The following is a 21,540-nucleotide window of genomic DNA, read 5'->3' as shown; positions in this document are numbered from 1 at the left end:
GCGCGAAATCCTCGATGATGCGCGCGGCTTCCTCGCAGCCGTCGGGCGCGCCGGCCATGCTCGCGCGGATCGCCGCGCAGCGCCCGGCCATGCCGGCGTCCGCGAGGATCCTCGCCAGCGCGGCCGACAAGGCCGCGCCGTCGACCGGCGCGTCGAGCCGCAACCCGCAGCCGCTGTCGGCCACGCGCTGGGCATTGTCGAACTGGTCGTGCGCGGACGGCATCACCAGTTGCGGAATGCCGGCCTCGTAGGCCAGCGAGGCGGTGCCGATCCCGCCGTGATGCACCAGCGCGCGGCAACGCGGCAGCAGTTTGCGCAGCGGCAGGTAGCGCCGGCGCAGGAATCGCGAGGCATCGGGCTCGCCGTCGCGGCGCGCCGTATCGGGCGTGATCAGGATGCCGCGCACGCCGGTGGCGCGCATCGCCGCGTTCACGGCCGCGGCGAACCCGGCGCCGTCGACCAGCGTCGAGCCGGCCGTAAACACCACCGGCGGCTCGCCCGAGGAGAGGAACGCCTCGAGTTCCGGATCGGGCGCCGGATCGTCGATGTCGTTGAACAAGGGGAAGCCGGCCAGCCGGTGCCGGGCGGGCCAGTCGGGCTGCGGGGCCGCGAACCAGGCCGGGAACAGGCACAGCACGCCGTCGGTGGAATGCAGCCAGCGGCCCAGGATGCGCCGCGCCGGCGCGAGGCCCAGCTCGGCACGCAACGCGTTCAGCCGCGGCCCGCAAACCTTGTCGAGCACGCCGCGCTCGATCAGCGTCATCACCGCGGCGCGCACGCCCAGCGGCAGCCAGCGCGGAATGGTCAGGCGCTTGTGGGTGGGCGGCGCATGCGCCGACAGCAAGGTGGAGGGCGACACCTGCACCGAGACATAGGGCGCGCCGTGGCGCTCCTGCAACAGCCGCGCCGAAAACGCCCAGAGCGTGCCGATCAGCACCGTGTCCCGGTCGATCAGTTCGGACAGCTTGTCGAAATGCGGGCGCATCGACGGCGCGATCACGCCCCAGAGCGTGCGGAACGAGGTGCGCGGGTTCCACAGCGCGGGATCGGCCATCGCCTGCGCGTACTCCTCGGCGGTGCCGATCGCCACGAAGCGAAAGCCGCAGCGCAGCGCGCTGGCCTCGAACTGCGGATGGGTACAGAACACGACCTCGTGCCCGCGCTCGGCGAGCGCGCGTCCAACGCCGAGCAGCGGGTATACATCACCCGCCGACCCGATCGCCGTGATGATCATCTTCGACATCGACACCGCCTGTGTTGCGCTGGAGGGAATCATCGGCAGCCGTCGCCTCGCCTGCCCGCCCGCTCGCGCGATCAGGGCAAGTCGGGCGCATCACCCGCCTCGCCCGCCGCATTCGCGAGGGGACGCAAGACGACGGAAACCGCCGTGGATCAGGACAGCACCGGCATCGGCGAGAGCGACTCGAAGGCACCGTCCTTGGCGGTGGCGCCGCGCTCCTCGCCGAAGTAGCCGAGGATCGCGTTGCGCACGCTCTCCTGCTGCTGGCGCCCTTCCAGGTCGAGGAAGTGGCCGGCCTTGGGAATCGTCTCGAACTCGGCGCGGCGCACATAGGCGCCCAGGCGGCGCACCTCGGCCGGCGTGGTGTATTCGTCGAGCTCGCCGTTGATGAACTTGACGCCGCAACCGATCCGCGTGAATTCGTCGAGGTACTTCTCGGGCTGCATCTCGAGGATCTGGTTGACGTGGAAGGCCACCTGGTCCTGCTCGTCGCGCGGCAGCTTGGTCAGGTAGCGATAGTTGTAGAGCTTCATGATGCGCGGCAGGTAGCGGCCCACCGTGTCGTTCAGCAACTGCGCCGCATGCAGGTTCTCGCCCGCCGCGATGTGGTCGCGCGCGCGCGTCACGTAATCGATCATCGCGTCGTTGAGGAAGGGCGAGAACGACGCGATCACGGCGCGCTGCACGCTCGGGCAGCCGCGCGCGAGCGCGAACAGCGAAGCCACCCCGCCCCACGAGACCGACAGCAGGTAGCTCGGGCTGAAGCGCTCGCAGAGATGGAGCAGGATCTCGACCTCGTCGTCCTTGGTCAGCACGAACTTGCTGTTGTTGTGCTGCCGAGACTGGCCCGCGTAGGGCAGGTCGAAACAGATCGAGTTGAGACGTTCACCGAGATAGCGCACCGTCTGGCCGAACGATGCAGTGGTGGCGAGCGCGCCGTTGATGAGGATCACCGTCGGATAGGACGGATCGAAGACGTGATGCTCGACGTACACCTTCAAGCCGTTCGGCAGCGGAACGACCAGTTTCTCGATAGCCATGGCATATCTCCGGCAAGGAACCCGGCAAACAAATGCGATACGCGCTGCTTGCGCGAGCGCGCCCCCGTAGCACGACCACGCGGCGAACAGCGTGGCGGCTACTTCCCTGTGCCGGAGTCCTCACCGTCTCGCGACGATGCGGCCGCCCTCGGTCTGACGCGAAAATTTTTCCGCCCAACAACCTCGTAGCCCCCGGCGCCTCGTAAGAATTACTTCAGACGCATGTCGTTATTTCCGATTCGATGCTGCCCTGTTACTGCCAAAGTGCACCGTCCGGTACATCTGCATGGGTATGAATACTAATACGCGGAACTACAAAAACTCAACCAATTCAGATTAATTTTAGTGTTGGAAATTTGCATTGCGACAGCCATGTTTCATGGAAAATTACCTCGAAAATCCTCATGGAAAAGCGGCCTTCATGGCGTTGTCATATTTTTTGTGCTAGACGCCCGGCACCGTCCTGTCAGATCTATCAGGTGCAGCATTTCGGGGCGGAATCATCGCCTAGACTTCTTTGTAGTCAACGACTTGGACGTATTGCTGCATGACAACAGCCGAACCCTCCGAAGACGAGCCGCAGCGGCGGCCGGGGCGCGCCGGCCGCAATCACTGTCATCAAGGTAACGAATTTCCGATTCCAGACCAATTTGAATACGAAAAAATTGCACCGTTTAAACGTCTTAAACATAATTCACTGTTTTACAGAAGCCTCTCATTCTGTTTTATTGGCTAAAGATTGGTAACGCCGACCGAGCCCCGAACGTGTCCCCGGTAATTCTTTCGAGCAGCCGACAGGGTCGGCGCCCCGCCTGCTGACACAGCCTGCCATCCCGTTTTTTGTTGATTGAACGTTCAATAAAAAATAGATAGGATGCGACCTTCTGTCCTCCAGCCACCTTCCCCGCCATGCCCAAACTCGGAATGCGCGAAGTGCGACGCGCGCAGTTGATCGAGGCGACCCTCTACACGATCGACGAAGCCGGCCTGCCCGGCACCACGCTGGCCCTGGTCGCGCAGCGCGCCAAGATCTCGACGGGCATCGTCAGCCATTACTTCGGCGACAAGGACGGCCTGCTCGAGGCCACCATGCGCCACGTGCTGCGCGATCTGTGGCTCGCCACCTCGCGCCGGCGCGGCGCGGCGGCGCCCGAGCCGCGCGAGCGGCTGCGCGCGATCGTGGCCGCCAACTTCGACGACACCCAGGTCAGCGCGCCGGTGATGAAGACCTGGCTCGCGTTCTGGTCGCAGAGCATGCACCAGCCGCAACTGGGCCGGCTGCAGCGGGTCAATACGCGGCGGCTGCACTCGAACCTGTGCGCCGAGTTCGCCAGGCTGCTGCCGCTCGAACGCGCTCGCGACGCGGCGGTGGGCCTGGCCGCGCTGATCGACGGGCTGTGGCTGCGCGGCGCGCTGGCCGGCGGCCCGATCGACACCCGCACCGCCCAGCGGCTCGCCAACCAATACATCGACCAGCAGCTCGCGCCGCAAGCGGCGGCGCCGGGCCTCGCTGCTCACTGATCAGGAGAACTTCATGACGGTCTACGGTCTGCAAAAACTCTACATCGGCGGCGCCTACGTGGACGCCACCAGCGGCATCAGCTTCGACAGCTTCGATCCGGCCACCGGCGAGCATCTCGCCACCATCCAGCAGGCCGGCGAGGCCGACGTGCAGCGCGCCGTGGACTCGGCGCGCGAGGGCCAGCGCGTGTGGGCCGCGATGACCGCCATGCAGCGCTCGCGCATCCTGCGCCGCGCCGTCGAGCTGCTGCGCGAGCGCAACGACGAGCTGGCCGAGCTGGAGATGCGCGACACCGGCAAGCCGATCGCCGAGACGCTGGCGGTGGACATCGTCACCGGCGCCGACGTGATCGAGTACTACGCGGGCCTGGCCACCGCGATCGAGGGCCTGCAGATCCCGCTGCGCGAGGAATCCTTCGTCTATACGCGGCGCGAGCCGCTCGGCGTGTGCGCCGGGATCGGCGCCTGGAACTACCCGATCCAGATCGCCTGCTGGAAGACCGCGCCGGCGCTGGCCGCCGGCAACGCGATGATCTTCAAGCCCAGCGAGGTCACCCCGCTGTCGGCGCTCAAGCTCGCCGAGATCTATACCGAGGCCGGCGTGCCGGCCGGCGTGTTCAACGTGGTGCAGGGCAACGGCGCGGTGGGCGCGATGCTGACGGCCCATCCCGGCATCGCCAAGGTGTCGTTCACCGGCGGCGTGGAAACCGGCAAGAAGGTGATGTCGCTGGCCGGCGCGTCCTCGCTGAAGGAAGTGACCATGGAGCTGGGCGGCAAGTCCCCGCTGATCGTGTTCGCCGATGCCGATCTCGAGCGCGCCGCCGATATCGCCGTGACCGCCAACTTCTTCAGCGCCGGCCAGGTCTGCACCAACGGCACGCGCGTGTTCGTCGACCGCGCCGTGAAAGACGCCTTCATCGCGCGCGTGCTGGAGCGCGTGGCGCGCATCCGGGTGGGCAAGCCGTCCGACGCGGCCACCAACTTCGGCCCGCTGGTGAGCCCCGCCCAGCTCGACAAGGTGCTCGGCTTCATCGAGAGCGCCAAGGCCGAGGGCGCGAAGCTGCTGGCCGGCGGCGAGCGCCTGACGCAAGGCCACTTCGCGAACGGCCAGTACGTCGCGCCGACGGTGTTCGCCGAATGCCGCGACGAGATGCGGGTGGTGCGCGAGGAAATCTTCGGGCCGGTGATGAGCATCCTCGACTTCGCCACCGAGGAGGAAGCCATCGAGCGCGCCAATGCCACCGACTACGGCCTGGCCGCGGGCGTGGTGACCGAGAACCTGTCGCGCGCGCACCGCGCGATCCACCGGCTCGAGGCCGGCATCTGCTGGATCAATACCTGGGGCGAATCGCCGGCCGAGATGCCGGTGGGCGGCTACAAGCAGTCGGGCGTGGGCCGCGAGAACGGCATCACCACGCTCGAGCACTACACGCGCATCAAGTCCGTGCAGGTCGAGCTGGGCCGCTACAACCCCGTGTTCTGAAACAAGCCAAGAAAGGAGCCAAGTCATGACGACGCGCGAATACGACTACATCATCTGCGGCGCCGGTTCGGCCGGCAATGTGCTCGCGACGCGGCTGACCGAGGACGCCGATGTCACGGTGCTGCTGCTGGAAGCGGGCGGCCCCGACTACCGCTTCGACTTCCGCACGCAGATGCCGGCGGCGCTCGCCTACCCGCTGCAGGGGCGCCGCTACAACTGGGCCTACGAGACCGATCCCGAGCCGCACATGGACAACCGCCGCATGGAATGCGGGCGCGGCAAGGGCCTGGGCGGCTCCTCGCTGATCAACGGCATGTGCTACATCCGCGGCAACGCGCTCGACTACGACAACTGGGCCACCCACCAGGGCCTGGAAGACTGGTCCTACCTCGACTGCCTGCCCTACTTCCGCCGCGCGGAGACGCGCGACGTCGGCCCCAACGACTATCACGGCGGCGACGGCCCGGTGTCGGTCACCACCAGCAAGCCGGGCGTGAATCCGCTGTTCGAGGCGATGGTGGAAGCCGGCGTCGAGGCGGGCTACCCGCGCACCGACGACCTGAACGGCTATCAACAGGAAGGTTTCGGGCCGATGGATCGCACCGTCACGCCCAAGGGCCGGCGCGCCTCCACCGCGCGCGGCTACCTCGACCAGGCCCGCGCGCGGCCGAACCTCGAGATCGTCACGCACGCGGTGGCCGATCGCGTGCTGTTCACCGGCAAGCGCGCCACCGGCGTGGCCTACCTGCGCGGCGGCCAGCCCGTGACCGCGCATGCGCGCCGCGAGGTGCTGGTGTGCAGCGGCGCGATCGCCTCGCCGCAACTGCTGCAGCGCTCGGGCGTGGGCCCCGGCGCCTGGCTGAAGGAACTCGACATCCCGGTGGTGCTGGACCTGCCCGGCGTCGGCAACAACCTGCAGGATCACCTGGAGATGTACATCCAGTACGCCTGCAAGGAGCCGGTCTCGCTCTACCCGGCGCTGAAATGGTGGAACCAGCCGAAGATCGGCCTGGAATGGATGCTGAACGGCACCGGCCTGGGCGCCAGCAACCATTTCGAGGCGGGCGGCTTCATCCGCACGCGCGACGACGACCTCTGGCCGAACATCCAGTATCACTTCCTGCCGGTGGCGATCAACTACAACGGCTCGAACGCGATCGAGATGCACGGCTTCCAGGCTCACGTGGGCTCGATGCGCTCGCCTAGCCGCGGCCGCGTGAAGCTGAAGTCGCGCGATCCGAACGCGCATCCGAGCATCCTGTTCAACTACATGGCCGAGGCGCTCGACTGGCGCGAGTTCCGCGACGCGATCCGCGCCACGCGCGAGATCATGCGGCAGCCGGCGCTGGACCGTTATCGCGGCGAGGAGTTGAACCCGGGCGCGAACCTGAAGAGCGATGCGGAACTGGATGCCTTCGTCAGGCAGCGCGCGGAAACGGCCTTCCATCCGTCGTGCTCGAACAAGATGGGTTATGACGACATGGCCGTGGTCGATCACCAGGGCCGCGTGCACGGCATCGAGGGGCTGCGGGTGGTGGATGCGTCGATCATGCCGATCATCACCACCGGCAATCTCAACGCGCCGACCATCATGATCGCGGAGAAGATCGCGGATCGGATTCGCGGCAAGGCACCGCTGGCGAGATCCACGGCGAAATACTTCGTGGCGAACGGGACGCCCGCCCGGGGCGGGAAGCCGGCTCGGGCGGTGGAACTGGTTTGAGCCTGCGCTGAATCGCGGGAATGCGAAGCGCCGCTTACCTTGTCAGGTGGGCGGCGCTTTTTACTTGGAGCGGCGTGGCGAGGTCCGGACCGGCAACCGGCGCTCTCCCGGCGAACCAGCGCGCTCTCAAGCCACCGGAGTAAGCAGCGGTTCGCCGGCGAAATGCGCGGCGAGGTTGTCGCGCACCAGCCCGCCCATCGCCTGGCGCGTCTCGATGGTGCCGCTCGCGTGATGCGGCTGCAGCAGCACGTTCGGCAGCGCGAGGAAACGCGCATCGATGCGCGGCTCGTTCCAGAACACGTCGAGCGCGGCGCCGGCGATCGCGCGGCGCTCCAGCGCGTCGAGCAGCGCGGCTTCGTCGACGGTCGTGCCGCGCGACACGTTGACGAGATAGCCCTTCGGGCCCAACGCATCGAGCACGGCCGCATCGACCAGGTGGCGCGTGCCCGGCCCGCCCGCGAGTGTGACGATCAGCAGCTCGCACCAGCCGGCCAGCTCGTCCAGCTTGTCGAAGAAACGATGCGGGCTGTCCTCGCGCCGCGCCACATCGAAATAACCGAGCTCGACGTCGAAGCCGGACAAGCGGCGCGCCAATGTCGAGCCGATCCGCCCGAAGCCGACGATGCCGACGCGCTTGCCGTACAGGCGCGTGACGAGCGGCATGTCGCCGTCCTGCCAGGCGCCCGAGCGGACGTGGGTGTCGCCCGCGCCGATGCGGCGCATCATGGCGAGTGCCAGCCCGACGCCGAGATCGGCGACATCGCCGGTCAGCACGTCGGGCGTGTTGGTCACGCGAATGCCCCGCTCGCGCGCGGCGGCAAGGTCGATCGCATCGGTGCCGACGCCATAGCAGGCGATGATTTCGAGCTTCGGCAGCGCGGCGATCAGCGCGGCATCGGCGCCGAGGTCGCCGCGCGTCGCGATCGCGCGCACGGCGCCGCCCTGTTCGGCGAGGAACGCCGCGCGATCGGGCGCCTCCCAGAGTCGATGCACCTCATAGGCGCTGGACAGCCAGGCATCGTCCCACGGCTGGTAAGGGCCCGTCATCAGCAGCGCGGGCCGCTGGGTCGAATCGTGCGCCATCTGCGCTTGCTCCTGTGGAAATGGAATGGAAAAACAGCCGGGCGCATCGCCTGGCCCGGCTCACCGGGCTCGCTCAGGCTTGCCGCGCGAGCCGGTCGGCGGCCGGCGCCGGCTGCGCCTCTATCGCGTCGAGCGGATCGTCGAGATCGCGGTTCAGCGTCTCGGGCATCCGCGCGGTGGCGAACAGGGTGATCAGCGTCAGCACCGCCAGGTACGCGGCGATCGGCACCCAGGCGAGCACGCCGGCCGCGTGATCGCCGCCGTGCAGCACGATCACGGCCGCGATGATCATCGCCCCGACCAGCGGCGCGATCCCCCCCGCCAGCACCGCGGACACTTCGCGCGAGAACGACACGCCCATGTAGCGATGGCGCGCGCCGAACAGCTCGGGCAGCAGCGCGGCCTGCGCGCCGAGCATGCCCCAGTTGGCGAAGCCCTGCGCGATCGAGATCGCGACGAGGCTCGCCACCACGTTGCCCTGGCTGAAGATCCACCACACCGGGAAGGCGAGCGCGAGCTGCAGCCATGCGAAGCCGCGATACACGCGCACCCGGCCGAATCGGTCGCTCAGCCGTCCCGCCAGCGGCACCGTGCAGGCGCCGACGGTGGCCGCGCACACCAGCGCGAGCGCGCCGATCGGCCCCTTCAGGCCGATCACGCCCGCGAGATAGCTGACGGCAAGCGCCTGGTAGATCGACGAGCCGCCGTTCTCGGCCATTCGCAGGCCGATGCCGACCAGCAGCGTGGGCCTGGAGTGCCGCATGGCGCTCTTGAGCGGATTCGCCGCCAGTTGCGCGCGCTTCTCGAGCCGCACGAAGGTGGGCGATTCGTGCAGGCGGATGCGCATGTAGAGGCCGACCGCGACGATCACCGCGCTGCACAGGAACGGGACACGCCAGGCCCAGCCTTCCGTGACATGCCCGAGATTGGCGAGCATGACGAAATAAACCGCCGCGGCGAGTACCGTGCCGAGCTGAATGCCGAGAAACGGCAGCGAGGCGTAGATGCCGCGCTTGCCGGCGGGCGCGTATTCGGTCATCAACACCGCGGCGCCGGCCTGCTCCGCGCCGGCGCCCAGCCCCTGCAGGATGCGCAGCGCCACCAGCAGCGCGGGTGCCCAGTAGCCGGCCGTGGCGAAGGTCGGCAGCAAGCCGATCAGCGTGCTCGCGACGCCCATCAGCAAGACCGTCGCGGTCAGCACGAACTTGCGGCCGATCCGGTCGCCGAGCACGCCGAACACGACGCCGCCGAGCGGACGCACCGCGAAACCGACGAAGTAGGTACCGAAGCTCGCGATCAGGCGCATCTCCCCGGTCTGCGCGGGAAAGAACAGCGGACCGAACACCAGCGCCGAAGCCAGCGTGTAGAGGGCGAAATCGTAGTATTCGAGCGCGCTGCCGAGCGAGCAGGTCCATACCGCGCGCCTGAGCTGCCTGGGGTCGACGGCGCGGCGTTCGCCGGAACCTGCCGACGTGCCGAAACCTGCCTCGTGCCGCGCGGGCGGCGGGGAAGTCTGATCCATCCTTGTCTCCTGTCTCCTGCTTCCGTTCCTCAACCCGTCCACGCGACGCGCGGCGGGACATCGGCCCGCTCGCGCAGCGGGTTCCTTCGGGGATGCGGGTGCCGGCCGGGTGTGCCGCGCCACCGTCGCTCGAACGGCGTCGGTTGGGCGGCCATCAGCGAAGCGCGGCCGGTTTTTGTGCTGCAGGTATCTTGAGCCGCCGATCAACCGCCGCGCCAATAGTCTTTTTTGATTCGGTGATCACGGGATCTGATTACCGTTCGCGGCCGCAGGCGGTCGATTGAATGCGTCTGGTGGAGGTGGATGAGAGCACCATCCCCGGCGTCACGCGCGACGCCGGGCCCTGCCTCGTCAAGGGTTGACCAGCGGCTTCATCTGCTGGCCGAACACCCAGCCTTGCGCGGCGTCCCAGTCGGTGCGCCAATCGAACACGCCCAAGGTGCCGGGATACGCGCTCTTGACCGCGTTCCAGGCCTGCACGGCCTGGCCGATCGTCATGAAATTGGTCTGGCCGGGATTCACGCTGAAGCCGACCACGACATGGCTCGGCCCCAGGGCATTCATCCACTGCACCACGTTGTCCCGCACGTAGGCGGGATCGGCGAGATTCGGGCCGTCATAGTATTGCGGCGCGCAGTAGTCGAGCGCGCCGCCCGCCAGCAGGGCCGAGCAGAAGGCCAGGTCCACCTGGCTCCACGGCGCCGGCGCCGAGGAAATGACGAAGCCGGGATAACGCGCCTTCAGTTGCTGGCCGATCCAGGTCATCTCGGTCACGTTCGGCGCGTCCGAGGCTTCGTAGTTGTCCCAGTCGATGCCGTCGAAGCCGCCCAGCTGGGTGTAGATGCGCGCGATGCTGTCGACGAACGCCTGGGAACGCGCGCGGTTGTCGAAGCTCACGTTCTGCTGCGCGCCGCCGATGCTCAGGATCACCTTGCGCCCCTGCGCGCGCACTGCCTGGATGTCGCCGACCAGATTCGCCGCCGCTGCCGCGTTGGCCGGCGCCGTCCACTGCACCGCGCCCGTCGCGCCCGGCTGGCCGCCGACGGGCGTGGCGGCGAACAGGTAGATCAGGTTGTAACGGCTGTCGACATCGACGATCCGCGGCTGCGGATCGGCCCAGCCGGCCCAGTAGGTGCCGACGACGTGGGCGGGCAGGCCCGCGGCATTGCCCGAGCACTGGGTCGGCGCCCAGTAGTAGGTGCTCTGCACCGGATTGGTGTTGTCGCTATTGTTGCCGCCGACGGCCTTTTCCAGGTACAGACTGCCCTGGTATCTCACCACGGTGCCCAGCGGGTAGTCATGGTTGTCGGCCCAGTCGACGATCGTGCAGGCACGGTCCGCGAGCGGCGGCTGGACCGCCCAGCTGGCATCCTGCACGAAGGATCCGCCGGTGTTCGACGTGATCCACAGCTCGCCGTTCTGGTGCCGCAGATACGAGCCCGGGAATTTGAGCGGCTGCAGGGACACACCCTGCCCGCTCAAGCCCGCTTGCGCGCACCAGGTGGCGTCCTGGTCGAACAGCGCCGAGCCGTCGGGCGCATCCTTCCTGACGCGGCCGTTCTGGTGGCGCAGGAACTGCCCCGGGAAATTCCTCGATTCGAAGGAGTAGCAGCTCGCATCCGCCCTGCCCGGCTCGACCTTGAAGGAGGCATCGTCCCGATCGCCGCTCGCGCTGGATGTATTGATCACCGACGTGTAGCCCAAGCCATTCTGGTGGCGTGCCACGCGATCGGTGAAGCCGGGCGTGGTCACCTGGAAGCTCTGATACGCGCCGGCAGGCAGGCTGAGGGTGTTGACCGCGTCGGCCAGCGCATCGCCGCTCGCCAAGGCGGCGGCCAGCAGGCTCAGGCCGGAAGCCAGCCGCGGCGCGACCAGCGGGCGACGGAATCGGGAGAAGATGGGCACGATGGGAATCCTCGATCGGGGCCGGCAGAGGCCGTTCTTATGAAATGATTTCATTATCGAGAACTGCCAAAATCGGGCGGTCATGGAAAAGCCCGACACGCCGATCAAAAACCATTCGCATGACAAACATTTCAGCGATACCGAACAGCTTCGCGAGCCGCCCGCCTAGTCCGCCACGTACAAACGAAACTGTTCCCGAAACGTCGCGACCAATAATTCAATCGCTTCCTTCTCGTCGCCTTCCGGATTCCGAATCAAGATGATCTCGTGCTCGTCGATCGGCGGCAGTCCGTCGAGCACGCGCATGCGCGACGTGACACGCGCCCGATCCACCAGGGTCACCCCCAGCCCCGCCTCCACGCAGGCATTGATGGCCTGGCTCGACGCGCTTTCGATGATCACGCGCCAGGCCGCGCCGGTCTGCTTGAGCGCGCTCGTCATGGCAAGGCGATACGGACAAGGCTCGGCATACAGCGCCAAGGGCAGCGGCTGATCCGCATCGAGCACGAAGGCGCGGCTGCAAGCCCACACCGGCGTGGTTACCGTCAGGAGATCCGCGCGTCGATGCGCCTGCATCGGCTGCACCACCAAGGCCAGGTCGAGCTTGCCTCGCGCCACCAGCTCCCGCAGCTCGAAACTCGGCCCGGTGCGGATCTCGATCACCACGTTCGGCCAGCTCGCCGCGAACCCGGGCAGCAGGTCCCGGATCACGTGCGCCGCGTATTCATCGGGCAGCCCGAGCACGATGCGCGCCGCCACCGACTTCCCGCGAATCTCCTGGAGCACGCGGTCATGCGCGCTGAGCAACTCGCCGGTGCTGGCCAGCAGGCGCTTGCCCAGCGCCGTCAGCGTGACGCTCTGGTTGTCCCGCTCCAGCAGCCTGCCGCCCGCCACGGCCTCCAGCCGCTGGATATGGATGCTGACCGCCGCCGGGCTCTTGTGCACCAGCTCCGCCGCCGCGCGGAACTTGCCCAGGCGCGCCACGGCATGAAAGGTACGCAGCAGCTCGATGTCGAGAATGGTGTCCATATGGTTCAATTTTATTGAACGACTCGGCCAGTATATTTTGATTTTCTAATCGACGTCGGGCACTTAGGCTGGGTGCATGAACAAAGCCGAGCCGTCCTGCCTCGCCCCCGGCGCCGCGAGCCTCGAAGCGCGCCAGATACCGCTGCCGATACTCGAATGCCTGATGGTGCTGGCCTGGAGCTCCGGCTTCGTCGGCCTGCGCTTCGCCGCCGATTACGCGCCGATCTACCTGATGGTGTTCTGGCGCTGCATCGTGCTGTCGATCGGCCTCTGGCCGTTCGTGGCGCGCGAGATACGCTCGGCCTCGCGCGCCACCTTGCTGCGCGAGGCCGCGATCGGCGCGATGGCGATGGGCGGCTACCTGGCCGGCGTGGCCAAGGGCATCGAGTTCGGCGTGTCGGCCGGCCTCTCGGCCTTGATCGCCGATCTGCTGCCGGTCGGCACGGTGCTGATCTCCACCCTGGTCTTCAGGGAACGCAGCCCGGCCGGCGTCGGGGCCGGGCTGGCGCTGGGCGTGATCGGCGTGCTGCTGGCCAGCCGCGACGCCTTCCGGCTGGGCGCCGCGCCCACCTGGGCACTGGGCCTGCCGATCGCCGGCATGCTGTCCCTGGCGGCCGCCGCGGTCTGGCGCAAGCGCCTGTCCACCGGAGCCGGCCATCTGAATCCGATCGCCGCCTTGTGGCTGCATTGCGTGGTGACCGGCATCCTCTTCCTGTTCCTGCAGGGCGCCCAAGGCAGCCTGAGGCCGGTGCCCACCTGGGGATTCGCGGCCGGCATGGCGTGGACCGCGATCCTCTCCACGCTCGGCGGCTACGGCCTTTACTGGCTGTGCCTGAAGCGCTCCTCGTCCGCGCGCGTGTCGAGCGTGCTGTTCCTGAGCCCCGCCGTCACCCTGGTGTGGGCCTGGGCGATGTTCCGCGAACCGCTGAGCTGGCGCATGCTGTTCGGCGCCGCGGTGGCCGGAGCCGGCATCCTGATGATCGTCCGTAGCCGGCACGAGGGCGCGCGCTGAGGCTGCGCCGGCGCATCGTTTCGAATCGCATTCGCCGCCGCTGCCAAACAAATTCCCCGCATCGACGGGGATTGTTTTCCCCAACCCGCACTTCCCGTCATCGATTCGCGCTACCCTGCCCGAATCGAACGCTTCCCCCTCACCTCGCTATCCTGTCTCGCGCATATCCATAGCGCGATTGGTACCATAGCGTTCCCGACACCGGCGGCTCCGGTGCCCGCGCGGCTCCCCCGCGCGCGCCGGCCGCCGCACCGCCCCGATTCGACCGTGAGCCAAGAACCGATACTGACCGTCTCCCATCTGTCGAAAACCTACGCGTCCGGCTTCAAGTCGCTCGACGACGTCAACCTCTCGATCCGCCGCGGCGAGATCTTCGCGCTGCTCGGCCCCAACGGCGCCGGCAAGACCACCCTGATCAGCACCATCTGCGGGATCGTCACGCCCAGCGAGGGCAGCGTCTCGGTGGGCGGCCACGACATCGCCCGCCACTACCGCGCCGCGCGCACCATGATCGGCCTGGTACCGCAGGAGCTGACCACCGATTCCTTCGAATCGGTCTGGAACACCGTCTCCTTCAGCCGCGGCCTGTTCGGCAAGGCGCCGAACCCCGCCCACATCGAGAAGGTGCTCAAGGACCTCTCGCTGTGGGACAAGCGCGACAGCAAGCTGATCACGCTGTCGGGCGGCATGAAGCGCCGCGTGATGATCGCCAAGGCGCTCTCGCACGAGCCGCGCATCCTGTTCCTCGACGAACCCACCGCCGGCGTGGACGTCGAGCTGCGTCGCGACATGTGGAAGCTGGTCGACCAGCTGCGTGCCGACGGCGTGACCATCGTGCTCACCACGCACTACATCGAGGAAGCCGAGGAGATGGCCGACCGCATCGGCATCATCAACGGCGGCAAGATCATGCTGGTGGAGGAGAAGACCGAGCTGATGCGCTCGCTCGGCAAGAAGCAGCTCACACTGCAGCTCGACGCGCCGCTGGCCGCGATCCCGGCCGCGCTGGCGGGCTTCCGCCTGGAGCTGGCCAAGGACGGCAGCGAGCTGGTCTACACCTACGAGGTCGAGCGCGAGCAGGCGATCGCCACCCTGCTCGGCGCGCTCGCCGAGGCCGGCGTGCGCTTCCGCGACCTGCAGACCTCGCAGAGTTCGCTCGAGGAAATCTTCGTGAGCCTGATCGACAGCGGTCGCACCGCGTCGCAGACAGCCACCTCCGCCTGACCGCCCGACAGGACAACGAATGACCAACTTCCATGCGATTCGCGCGATCTACCGCGCGGAAATGGCCCGCACCGCCCGCACCCTGACTCAGAGCATCATCGCGCCGGTGATCTCCACCTCGCTCTACTTCGTGGTGTTCGGCTCGGCGATCGGCTCGCGCATCAGCGCGGTGAACGGCATCAGCTACGGCTCCTTCATCGTGCCGGGCCTGGTGATGCTGTCGCTGCTCTCGCAGAGCATCTCGAACGCCTCGTTCGGCATCTACTTCCCGCGCTTCACCGGCACCATCTACGAGGTGCTGTCGGCGCCGGTGTCCTACTGGGAGATCGTGGCCGCCTACGTGGGCGCGGCCGCCACCAAGTCGGTGATCCTCGGCGTGATCATCCTGATCACCGCCAGCCTGTTCGTGCCGATGCACATCCTGCATCCGGCCTGGATGGTGCTGTTCCTGGTGCTGACCTCGATTACCTTCAGCCTGTTCGGCTTCGTAATCGGCATCTGGGCCGACAGCTTCGAGAAGCTCTCGCTGGTGCCGCTGCTGATCGTCACGCCGCTGACCTTCCTCGGCGGCAGCTTCTACTCGGTCGACATGCTGCCGCCGTTCTGGCGCGTGGTCACGCTGTTCAACCCGATCGTCTACCTGGTGAGCGGCTTCCGCTGGGCCTTCTTCGGGCTGGCCGACGTGCACGTGGGCATCAGCCTGGCGATGACGCTGGCCTTCCTGGTGGCCCTGCTGTTCGTGGTGGCCTGGATCTTCCGCACCGGCTATCGCCTGAAGAAATAAGCCTCGCCGGCGGCACCGGGGCGCGCCGCGGCCATGGCGCGCCTGTTCCAGTGCGATGCCGAATTCGTTCTATGGCGGGGATTAATGGCCACGTCTACTGACACGGCGCCGCCTCGTTCCGAGGCCGGCCCCTGCCAGAGGACGCCATGCCCGCCGCCGCCCCTTCCGCTCCAGCCGCCCCTTCCGCCGCGCGCGCCAGCGCCGCCGCCCGCCTCGAACGCCTGCCGTTCTCCGGTTATCACAAGCTGATCTTCGTGATCGTCGCGATCGCGTTCTTCTTCGACTCGGTCGACCTCGGCACCATGACCTTCGTGCTCGGCTCGATCCGCAAGGAGTTCGGCCTGAGCACCGCGGCCGCCGGCCTGGTGGCCAGCGCGAGCTTCTTCGGCATGGTGCTGGGCGCGGCCGTGGCCGGGCTGCTGGCCGACCGCTTCGGGCGCCGCCCGGTGTTCCAGTGGAGCATGGTGCTGTGGGGCGCGGCCTCCTGGCTGTGCTCGACCGCGCAGAGCGTCGAGGCGCTGATCGCCTGGCGCGTGCTGCTCGGCATCGGCATGGGCATGGAATTCCCGGTCGCGCAGACGCTGCTCTCCGAATTCGTGCCGGCCGCCAGGCGCGGCCGCCTGATCGCGCTGATGGACGGCTTCTGGCCGCTCGGCTTCATCTGCGCCGGCGTGGTGTCCTACTTCGTGCTGCCGGCGCTGGGCTGGCGCATGGTGTTCGCGCTGCTCGCGATCCCCGCCGTGTTCGTGCTGGTGGTGCGCCGCCTGGTGCCCGAATCGCCGCGCTGGCTCGAGCATCACGGCCGCGCCGCCGAGGCCGACCGGATCCTCGACGGCATCGAGGCCAGGGTGATGCGCTCGACCGGCCTGAGCCGCCTGCCCGCGCCGTCGCGGCTGGCCGAGCCGGCCGCCGCGCGCGGCCGCGGCGCGTTCCGCGAGATCTGGAGCGGCCCGTATCGGCGCCGCACCACCATGATCTGGCTGCTGTGGTTCTTCGCCCTGCTCGGTTTCTACGGCCTGACTTCCTGGCTCGGCGCGCTGCTGCAGCAGGCCGGCTACGCCGTCACGCAGTCGGTGCTCTACACCGTGCTGATCTCGCTGGGCGGCGTGCCGGGCTTCCTCTGCGCGGCCTGGCTGGTCGAGCGCTGGGGCCGCAAGCCGACCACCATCGCCTCGCTGGTGGGCGGCGGCGTGATGGCCTACCTCTATGGCCAGACCGCCCTGCACGGCCAGAGCGTCGCGCTGCTGATCGGCACCGGGCTGGTGATGCAGTTCTTCCTGTTCGGCATGTGGGCCGCGCTCTATACCTACACGCCCGAGCTCTACGGCACCGGTGCGCGCGCAACCGGTTCGGGCTTCGCCTCGGCGATCGGCCGCGTCGGCTCGCTGATCGGGCCGTATGCGGTGGGCGTGGTGCTGCCGCTGTTCGGCCAGGGCGGCGTGTTCACGCTCGGCGCGCTGTCCTTCGTGGTGGCGGCGCTGGCGGTGGCCTGGCTCGGCATCGAGACGCGCGGGCTCGCGCTGGAGGAACTGACCGCCGCCGACGACGGCAGCGACGCGGCGCGCTACGCGGGCAAGCCGGTCGCGATGGACTGAGGGCGGGCAAGCGGGCAGGAAGGCGGGCACGGTTTCGGCACCGCGGCGCCTTCGTTGGCCGATCGAGCCCACGTTGTCGTACAACTCAAAGCCAAACGGCCCCCGCCCGCCCCTTCTTTCCCCGACACATCAGGAAATTCTCCGCGTTTACGCTGAGTTGTCGGCCTCGGCGATTGCGCCAGCCTTTCGCGATGTCATATGATGACGTAACACTTACGGGACGATGCCCCGCCCAAGCGGCCGTCGTCGCCTGTCACGTCCCATTCACGACTCCTTCCGCGATCCCGATGAGCACAGCGCTGTCCCCCACCCACCTCGTCACCGTCTCGAACGCCGAGGACGGCGATCTCTCCGTCTATCACCTGGATGCCGCGCAAGCGCGCCTCGCGCCGATCGCGCGCACGCCGGCCGGCAGCGTGGTGATGCCGCAAGCGCCGACGCACGACGGCCGCCAGCTCTATGTCGCGACGCGCGGCACGCAGCCGACCATCGTCGGCTACGACATCGGCGCCGACGGCACGCTCACGCAGCGCTTCTCGACGCCGATCGACGCGAGCCTCGCCTACCTCTCGGTCGATCGCGCGGGACGCCTGCTGTTCGGCGCCTCCTACGGCGGCAGCCGGCTGTTCGTGTGGGATGCGAAACGTGTCGAAAGCGGCGACGGCGCGCCGCTGCAGTTCATCGACCGGATCCAGAACGCGCACTCGATCATCGTTTCCGACGACGACCGCTACGTCTACGCGGCCTCGCTCGGCTCCGACCGCGTCCTGTTCTACGGCATCGCGCGCGCCGGCGAGGAAGCCGCGCTGATCGCGCGCGGCGAGTTGGCCACGCCGGCCGGCTTCGGGCCGCGCCATCTGCGCCTCGCGCCGGACGGCGCGACGCTTTATGTGATCGGCGAATTCCACGGCACCGTGCTCGCAATCCCGCGCGATCCGGTGACGGGCGAACTCGGCGAGCCGGTGGAATCGGATCTCGCGCCCAGCATCGCGCACCTGGCGCATGGCGCGCCGCGCCCGCCCGCGCCGACCTCGCCCGTGATCTGGGCCGCCGACCTGCAGGTCTCGCCGGACGGCCGCTTCGTGTTCGCCACCGAGCGCACCGCGAACCGCTTGATCACGTTCCGCGTCGACGAGAACCGCAAGCTGCATTACGCGAGCTGCATCGAGACCGAGCCGCAGCCGCGCGGCATCCGCCTCTCGCCCGATGGTTCCTTGCTGGCGGCCAGCGGCGAGCTGTCGACGTCCATCTCGCTGTATCGTGTCGATGCGGCCACCGGCGCGCTAACGCCCGCCACCCGCATCGAATGCGGCAAGGGCGCCAACTGGATCGAGATCCTGCCGCTGCGCGGCGCCTGATCGAAGGCCGCTTCACCCGGCACGCGCCTGTTCTGGGCGCGTGCGTTTCTTCCCTTCGGCAACCGCTCCGGGTTTCATCCGGCGACGCGGCACGCCGGATTCCTTCGTTATCCGAAACCTGTGATCAGCCCGGCGCGCGCTCGATCACGGGCTCGCACGTCACCGGGAAATTCATCGAATTGGCGATGTAGCAGGCGCGATGCGCATCGTGATGCAGCGCAGCCGCGCGCTCGGCATCGTCGCCGGCGCGGATCGTCACGCGCGGACGCAACACCACCTGGGTGAAGCTGCCGCCCTCGCGACTGTCGACCATGGTGCCGACGGCCTCGTCGACATAGGCCTGCACGGCGATACCGGCCTCGGCGCACAGGTGCAGGTACCAGAGCTTGTGGCAGGCCGACAGCGAGGCCACCAGCAGGTCCTCGGGGTTCCAGCGCTTCGCGTCGCCGAGGAAGGCGGGATCGGACGAGCCCGGCACGTCGGGCTTGCCGTCCGCGCGGATCAGGTGGTCACGTCCATAGTCACGATAGGCCGAGGTGCCGGTGCCGCGGTTGCCGGTCCACTCGACCGATATGCGATAAGTGTGTTCGTGCTTCGCCATGCGAGAGATCCCCCGTGGGTGCCGCCGTTGCGCGGCGTGCCGCTGCGCGCCGCCCGCGCATTATCGCGCGGCCAGGTTCGCGCTGCGCTGGCAAGCGCGTCTCCCGTCTCCCGGCGGCGAGCTACTTCCACTGATACAACATCCCCGCGCCCACCACGGCCTGGCCGCCACTGAAACCGCCATTCACCGCCGCTTTCAGGTTGTCCGAAATGCGCGCCTGCATGTTCACCGCGATCGCCTTCTGCCCGGCGAAGCTGGCGGTACCCAGCCCCATGCCGAAATTCGAGTTCGCGTCGAGCTGCGGGATCGAGGCCATCGCCCCGACCGCGGCGATGCCCTGGCGTGCCATGTCGGCCGTGCGCCGGACTTGCGTGCCCAGGCCGTCGAGCTGGTTTTGCTGGCCGGCCAGTGCTTGCGACATGGAAGTCGACACCGCATTCAACTGGTTGAGGTTGACGGCGTCGGTGCCTTCCGTGCCGGGCGCGACATGGGTGATCTGCCGTTGCTGGGCCGCGCTGCCGACCGACAGCACGTTGGAACGGCCGCCGTCGGTCGAGCCCTGGCCGAGCGCCACCGAATTCGAGCCGGTCGTGACCGAGGGCGCCTTGGCGCCCGGCGCCGACATGTCGCCCGCGTAGCCGCCCACGGTAGGCAGGCGCGTGGTGTTGTCGGGCGCCGAAGTCGAAAGCGAGGCCATCTGAACGCTGGTGGCGCCGACGCTGGTGGACAGCGAGCCGGTGGTGGCCGAGGTGCCGGGGGGCTGCGAACCGGCGTTGGGCGAGGTGCCGGTGGACAGCGAGGCCAGCGTGGTGCCCGAATTCGACTGGCCGGTGGACAATGAACCGGCCGAGGTGGACGGCGAGGATACCGAGCCGTTGGACGACGACACGCCCGTCGACAGCGAGCCCTGCAGGATCGGGGAAGAAATGGACGAGGAGAGCTTGCTCAGCGATGCCGCAGTGGAGGTGGACAGCGAGGCGACCGAGTTCGAAAGCGCGCCCGCCGTAGTGCTCAGGCTGCTCGACAGCGAGGCGACCGCCGCATTGGTCTGGAACAGTTGGCTGCCGTTCACCGCGTCGGTGCTGCCTGCCGAGAGCCGGCCGGCGGCGAGGCCCGTCAGTTGCCGCTCGAAACCGGGCGCGCCGATGTTCACCGTGCCGACCGGCTTGCTGCCGGCGAAGTTGCCGAAGGTGCTTCCACCGATCGTCACCGAACGCACCGGCTCCGCGGCCGAGGCAATCGAGCCTTTGCCGATGGCAACCGAGTTGTCCGCGTTCGCCGTGGCGCTCGGGCCGATCGCGATGCTGTCGACGCCGCTCGCGATCGAATCCTTGCCCGTCGCGTTCGTGTGGAAGTATTTGATGCCGTTCGAATTGATGCTGTCGAGCGCATCGCCGACGTTGTCGACCTTTGCGGTGGTGCCGTCGGCCTTGTGGGTCGTGTAGGTCGGTGCCGTGAAGGTGCCGGTGGCCGGGTCGTAGGTCGCGCCGCCGCCCAATGCCGAGGCCACGCCGCCGCCGATCCTGCCGGAGGAACTGGCGATCGAGCTGATCGAGGTCGACAGCGAACCGACGCTCGACGAGGTGGAAGTGGACAGCGAGGCAACACTGCTGTTGGTCTGTGCGAGGCCGGTGGACAACGAGCCGATGTTGCTGGTGGTCGAGGACAAGCCGGAGGACAGTGAGGTGACGTGGCTGTTGGTGGTGCTCAAGCCCGACGACAGCGACGTGACGGTGCTGTTGGTGGTGCTCAAGCCCGACGACAACGAGGTGATGTGGCTGTTGGTGGTCGACAAACCGCTGGAAACGGATGAGGACAGAGAACTGACGTTGCTGTTGGTCGTGCTCAAGCCCGACGACAACGACGTGACGGTGCTGCTGGTCGTGCTCAGACCACTCGACAGCGACGTGACGCTGCTGTTGGTCGTCGACAACCCACTGGAGACGGACGAGGACAGCGAGCTGACGTTGCTGCTGGTCGTGCTCAGACCACTCGACAGCGACGTGACGCTGCTGCTGGTCGTCGACAACCCACTGGAGACGGACGAGGACAGCGAGCTGACGTTGCTGCTGGTCGTGCTCAGACCACTCGACAGCGACGTGACGCTGCTGCTGGTCGTCGACAACCCACTGGAGACGGACGAGGACAGCGAGTTGACGTTGCTGCTGGTCGTGCTCAGACCACTCGACAGCGACGTGACGCTGCTGTTGGTCGTCGACAACCCACTGGAGACGGACGAGGACAGCGAGTTGACGTTGCTGCTGGTCGTGCTCAGACCACTCGACAGCGACGTGACGGTGCTGCTGGTCGTGCTCAACCCCGACGACAGCGAACCGACGTTGCTGTTGATACTGCTCAGCCCGGTCGACAACGAGGTGACGTGACTGTCGGTCGTCAACAACCCGCTGGAGACGGACGAA

The 21,540-nt window shown here is 67.9% G+C and carries 17 protein-coding genes; 9 read left to right on the top strand and 8 right to left on the bottom strand.

Annotated elements, in window-relative coordinates; genetic code table 11:
• The coding region (locus F3J10_RS16655; RefSeq protein WP_167242513.1) for a nucleotide disphospho-sugar-binding domain-containing protein at positions 1-1,243 on the bottom strand (1,243 nt) is incomplete at its 3' end.
• A gap of 149 nt (positions 1,244-1,392) precedes the next feature.
• Positions 1,393-2,280, bottom strand: coding sequence for an alpha/beta hydrolase (locus F3J10_RS16650; RefSeq protein WP_166913363.1), 888 nt, complete (start codon positions 2,278-2,280; stop codon positions 1,393-1,395).
• Positions 2,281-3,189: 909 nt separating this feature from the next.
• Here F3J10_RS16650 and betI point away from each other — a divergent pair.
• Genes betI through betA form a run of 3 tightly spaced genes read left to right on the top strand, consistent with a single transcriptional unit; the run spans position 3,190 to position 7,007 of the window.
• A complete protein-coding gene (gene betI / locus F3J10_RS16645; protein WP_013689522.1) occupies positions 3,190-3,801 on the top strand; it encodes a transcriptional regulator BetI in 612 nt (203 codons plus the stop codon).
• Between the two features lie 13 nt (positions 3,802-3,814).
• A complete protein-coding gene (gene betB, locus F3J10_RS16640; protein WP_025099079.1) occupies positions 3,815-5,284 on the top strand; it encodes a betaine-aldehyde dehydrogenase in 1,470 nt (489 codons plus the stop codon).
• A 25-nt stretch (positions 5,285-5,309) separates the two neighbouring features.
• A complete protein-coding gene (gene betA, locus F3J10_RS16635; protein ID WP_166913364.1) occupies positions 5,310-7,007 on the top strand; it encodes a choline dehydrogenase in 1,698 nt (565 codons plus the stop codon).
• Positions 7,008-7,133: 126 nt separating this feature from the next.
• Here the strand turns inward: betA and F3J10_RS16630 are convergent, their stop codons facing one another.
• The 4 genes from F3J10_RS16630 to F3J10_RS16615 all read right to left on the bottom strand — a co-directional run bounded on the left by F3J10_RS16630 (position 7,134) and on the right by F3J10_RS16615 (position 12,546).
• Positions 7,134-8,090, bottom strand: coding sequence for a 2-hydroxyacid dehydrogenase (locus tag F3J10_RS16630; protein ID WP_167242510.1), 957 nt, complete (start codon positions 8,088-8,090; stop codon positions 7,134-7,136).
• Positions 8,091-8,163: 73 nt separating this feature from the next.
• Positions 8,164-9,612, bottom strand: a complete 1,449-nt coding sequence (locus F3J10_RS16625) for an MFS transporter (RefSeq protein ID WP_167242509.1) — start codon at positions 9,610-9,612, stop codon at positions 8,164-8,166.
• 351 nt (positions 9,613-9,963) lie between these two features.
• Positions 9,964-11,517, bottom strand: coding sequence for an AbfB domain-containing protein (locus F3J10_RS16620; RefSeq protein ID WP_205200311.1), 1,554 nt, complete (start codon positions 11,515-11,517; stop codon positions 9,964-9,966).
• A gap of 165 nt (positions 11,518-11,682) precedes the next feature.
• Positions 11,683-12,546: a LysR substrate-binding domain-containing protein gene (locus tag F3J10_RS16615; protein ID WP_025099074.1), complete on the bottom strand. Its 864-nt coding sequence runs from the start codon at positions 12,544-12,546 to the stop codon at positions 11,683-11,685.
• Positions 12,547-12,622: 76 nt separating this feature from the next.
• Between F3J10_RS16615 and F3J10_RS16610 the strand changes: the two genes are divergently transcribed.
• The 5 genes from F3J10_RS16610 to F3J10_RS16590 all read left to right on the top strand — a co-directional run bounded on the left by F3J10_RS16610 (position 12,623) and on the right by F3J10_RS16590 (position 18,519).
• Entirely contained in the window at positions 12,623-13,558 is a 936-nt protein-coding gene (locus F3J10_RS16610) for a DMT family transporter (protein ID WP_167242507.1), read from the top strand.
• A 267-nt stretch (positions 13,559-13,825) separates the two neighbouring features.
• Positions 13,826-14,782, top strand: coding sequence for an ABC transporter ATP-binding protein (locus F3J10_RS16605; RefSeq protein WP_167242506.1), 957 nt, complete (start codon positions 13,826-13,828; stop codon positions 14,780-14,782).
• A gap of 19 nt (positions 14,783-14,801) precedes the next feature.
• A complete protein-coding gene (locus tag F3J10_RS16600) occupies positions 14,802-15,566 on the top strand; it encodes an ABC transporter permease (RefSeq protein ID WP_013689514.1) in 765 nt (254 codons plus the stop codon).
• A gap of 146 nt (positions 15,567-15,712) precedes the next feature.
• On the top strand, positions 15,713-17,161 hold the full coding sequence (locus F3J10_RS16595) for an MFS transporter (protein WP_167242505.1): 1,449 nt from the start codon (positions 15,713-15,715) through the stop codon (positions 17,159-17,161).
• A gap of 287 nt (positions 17,162-17,448) precedes the next feature.
• The gene (locus F3J10_RS16590; RefSeq protein ID WP_029950944.1) at positions 17,449-18,519 is read left to right on the top strand and encodes a beta-propeller fold lactonase family protein; all 1,071 of its coding nucleotides are present in this window, start codon (positions 17,449-17,451) and stop codon (positions 18,517-18,519) included.
• Positions 18,520-18,643: 124 nt separating this feature from the next.
• On the opposite strand, the gene F3J10_RS16585 is transcribed toward F3J10_RS16590, so the two are convergent.
• Both F3J10_RS16585 and F3J10_RS36310 read right to left on the bottom strand, forming a co-directional pair.
• Entirely contained in the window at positions 18,644-19,120 is a 477-nt protein-coding gene (locus F3J10_RS16585) for an OsmC family protein (protein ID WP_167242504.1), read from the bottom strand.
• A 121-nt stretch (positions 19,121-19,241) separates the two neighbouring features.
• Positions 19,242-20,831 carry a YadA-like family protein gene (locus F3J10_RS36310; RefSeq protein WP_240155611.1) on the bottom strand — a complete coding sequence of 530 codons (1,590 nt, stop codon included), beginning with the start codon at positions 20,829-20,831 and terminating at the stop codon, positions 19,242-19,244.
• Here F3J10_RS36310 and F3J10_RS36305 point away from each other — a divergent pair.
• Positions 20,806-21,504, top strand: a complete 699-nt coding sequence (locus F3J10_RS36305; protein WP_240155612.1) for a hypothetical protein — start codon at positions 20,806-20,808, stop codon at positions 21,502-21,504. The genes F3J10_RS36310 and F3J10_RS36305 overlap by 26 nt on opposite strands.
• Positions 21,505-21,540 lie beyond the last annotated feature (36 nt).

The organism is Burkholderia sp. Cy-637, from assembly GCF_011753175.1.
Lineage (GTDB): Bacteria > Pseudomonadota > Gammaproteobacteria > Burkholderiales > Burkholderiaceae > Burkholderia > Burkholderia gladioli.
Note: the sequence above shows the minus strand (reverse complement) of the source record. Positions and strands in the feature narration are given on the sequence as shown.

Bases quoted from the DNA above. Each gene is read 5' to 3' on its own strand.
- F3J10_RS16650 (WP_166913363.1), bottom strand. From the start codon at position 2,280: ATGGCTATCGAGAAACTGGTCGTTCCGCTGCCGAACGGCTTGAAGGTG.
- betI (WP_013689522.1), top strand. From the start codon at position 3,190: ATGCCCAAACTCGGAATGCGCGAAGTGCGACGCGCGCAGTTGATCGAG.
- betB (WP_025099079.1), top strand. From the start codon at position 3,815: ATGACGGTCTACGGTCTGCAAAAACTCTACATCGGCGGCGCCTACGTG.
- betA (WP_166913364.1), top strand. From the start codon at position 5,310: ATGACGACGCGCGAATACGACTACATCATCTGCGGCGCCGGTTCGGCC.
- F3J10_RS16630 (WP_167242510.1), bottom strand. From the start codon at position 8,090: ATGGCGCACGATTCGACCCAGCGGCCCGCGCTGCTGATGACGGGCCCT.
- F3J10_RS16625 (WP_167242509.1), bottom strand. From the start codon at position 9,612: ATGGATCAGACTTCCCCGCCGCCCGCGCGGCACGAGGCAGGTTTCGGC.
- F3J10_RS16615 (WP_025099074.1), bottom strand. From the start codon at position 12,546: ATGGACACCATTCTCGACATCGAGCTGCTGCGTACCTTTCATGCCGTG.
- F3J10_RS16610 (WP_167242507.1), top strand. From the start codon at position 12,623: ATGAACAAAGCCGAGCCGTCCTGCCTCGCCCCCGGCGCCGCGAGCCTC.
- F3J10_RS16600 (WP_013689514.1), top strand. From the start codon at position 14,802: ATGACCAACTTCCATGCGATTCGCGCGATCTACCGCGCGGAAATGGCC.
- F3J10_RS16595 (WP_167242505.1), top strand. From the start codon at position 15,713: ATGCCCGCCGCCGCCCCTTCCGCTCCAGCCGCCCCTTCCGCCGCGCGC.
- F3J10_RS16590 (WP_029950944.1), top strand. From the start codon at position 17,449: ATGAGCACAGCGCTGTCCCCCACCCACCTCGTCACCGTCTCGAACGCC.
- F3J10_RS16585 (WP_167242504.1), bottom strand. From the start codon at position 19,120: ATGGCGAAGCACGAACACACTTATCGCATATCGGTCGAGTGGACCGGC.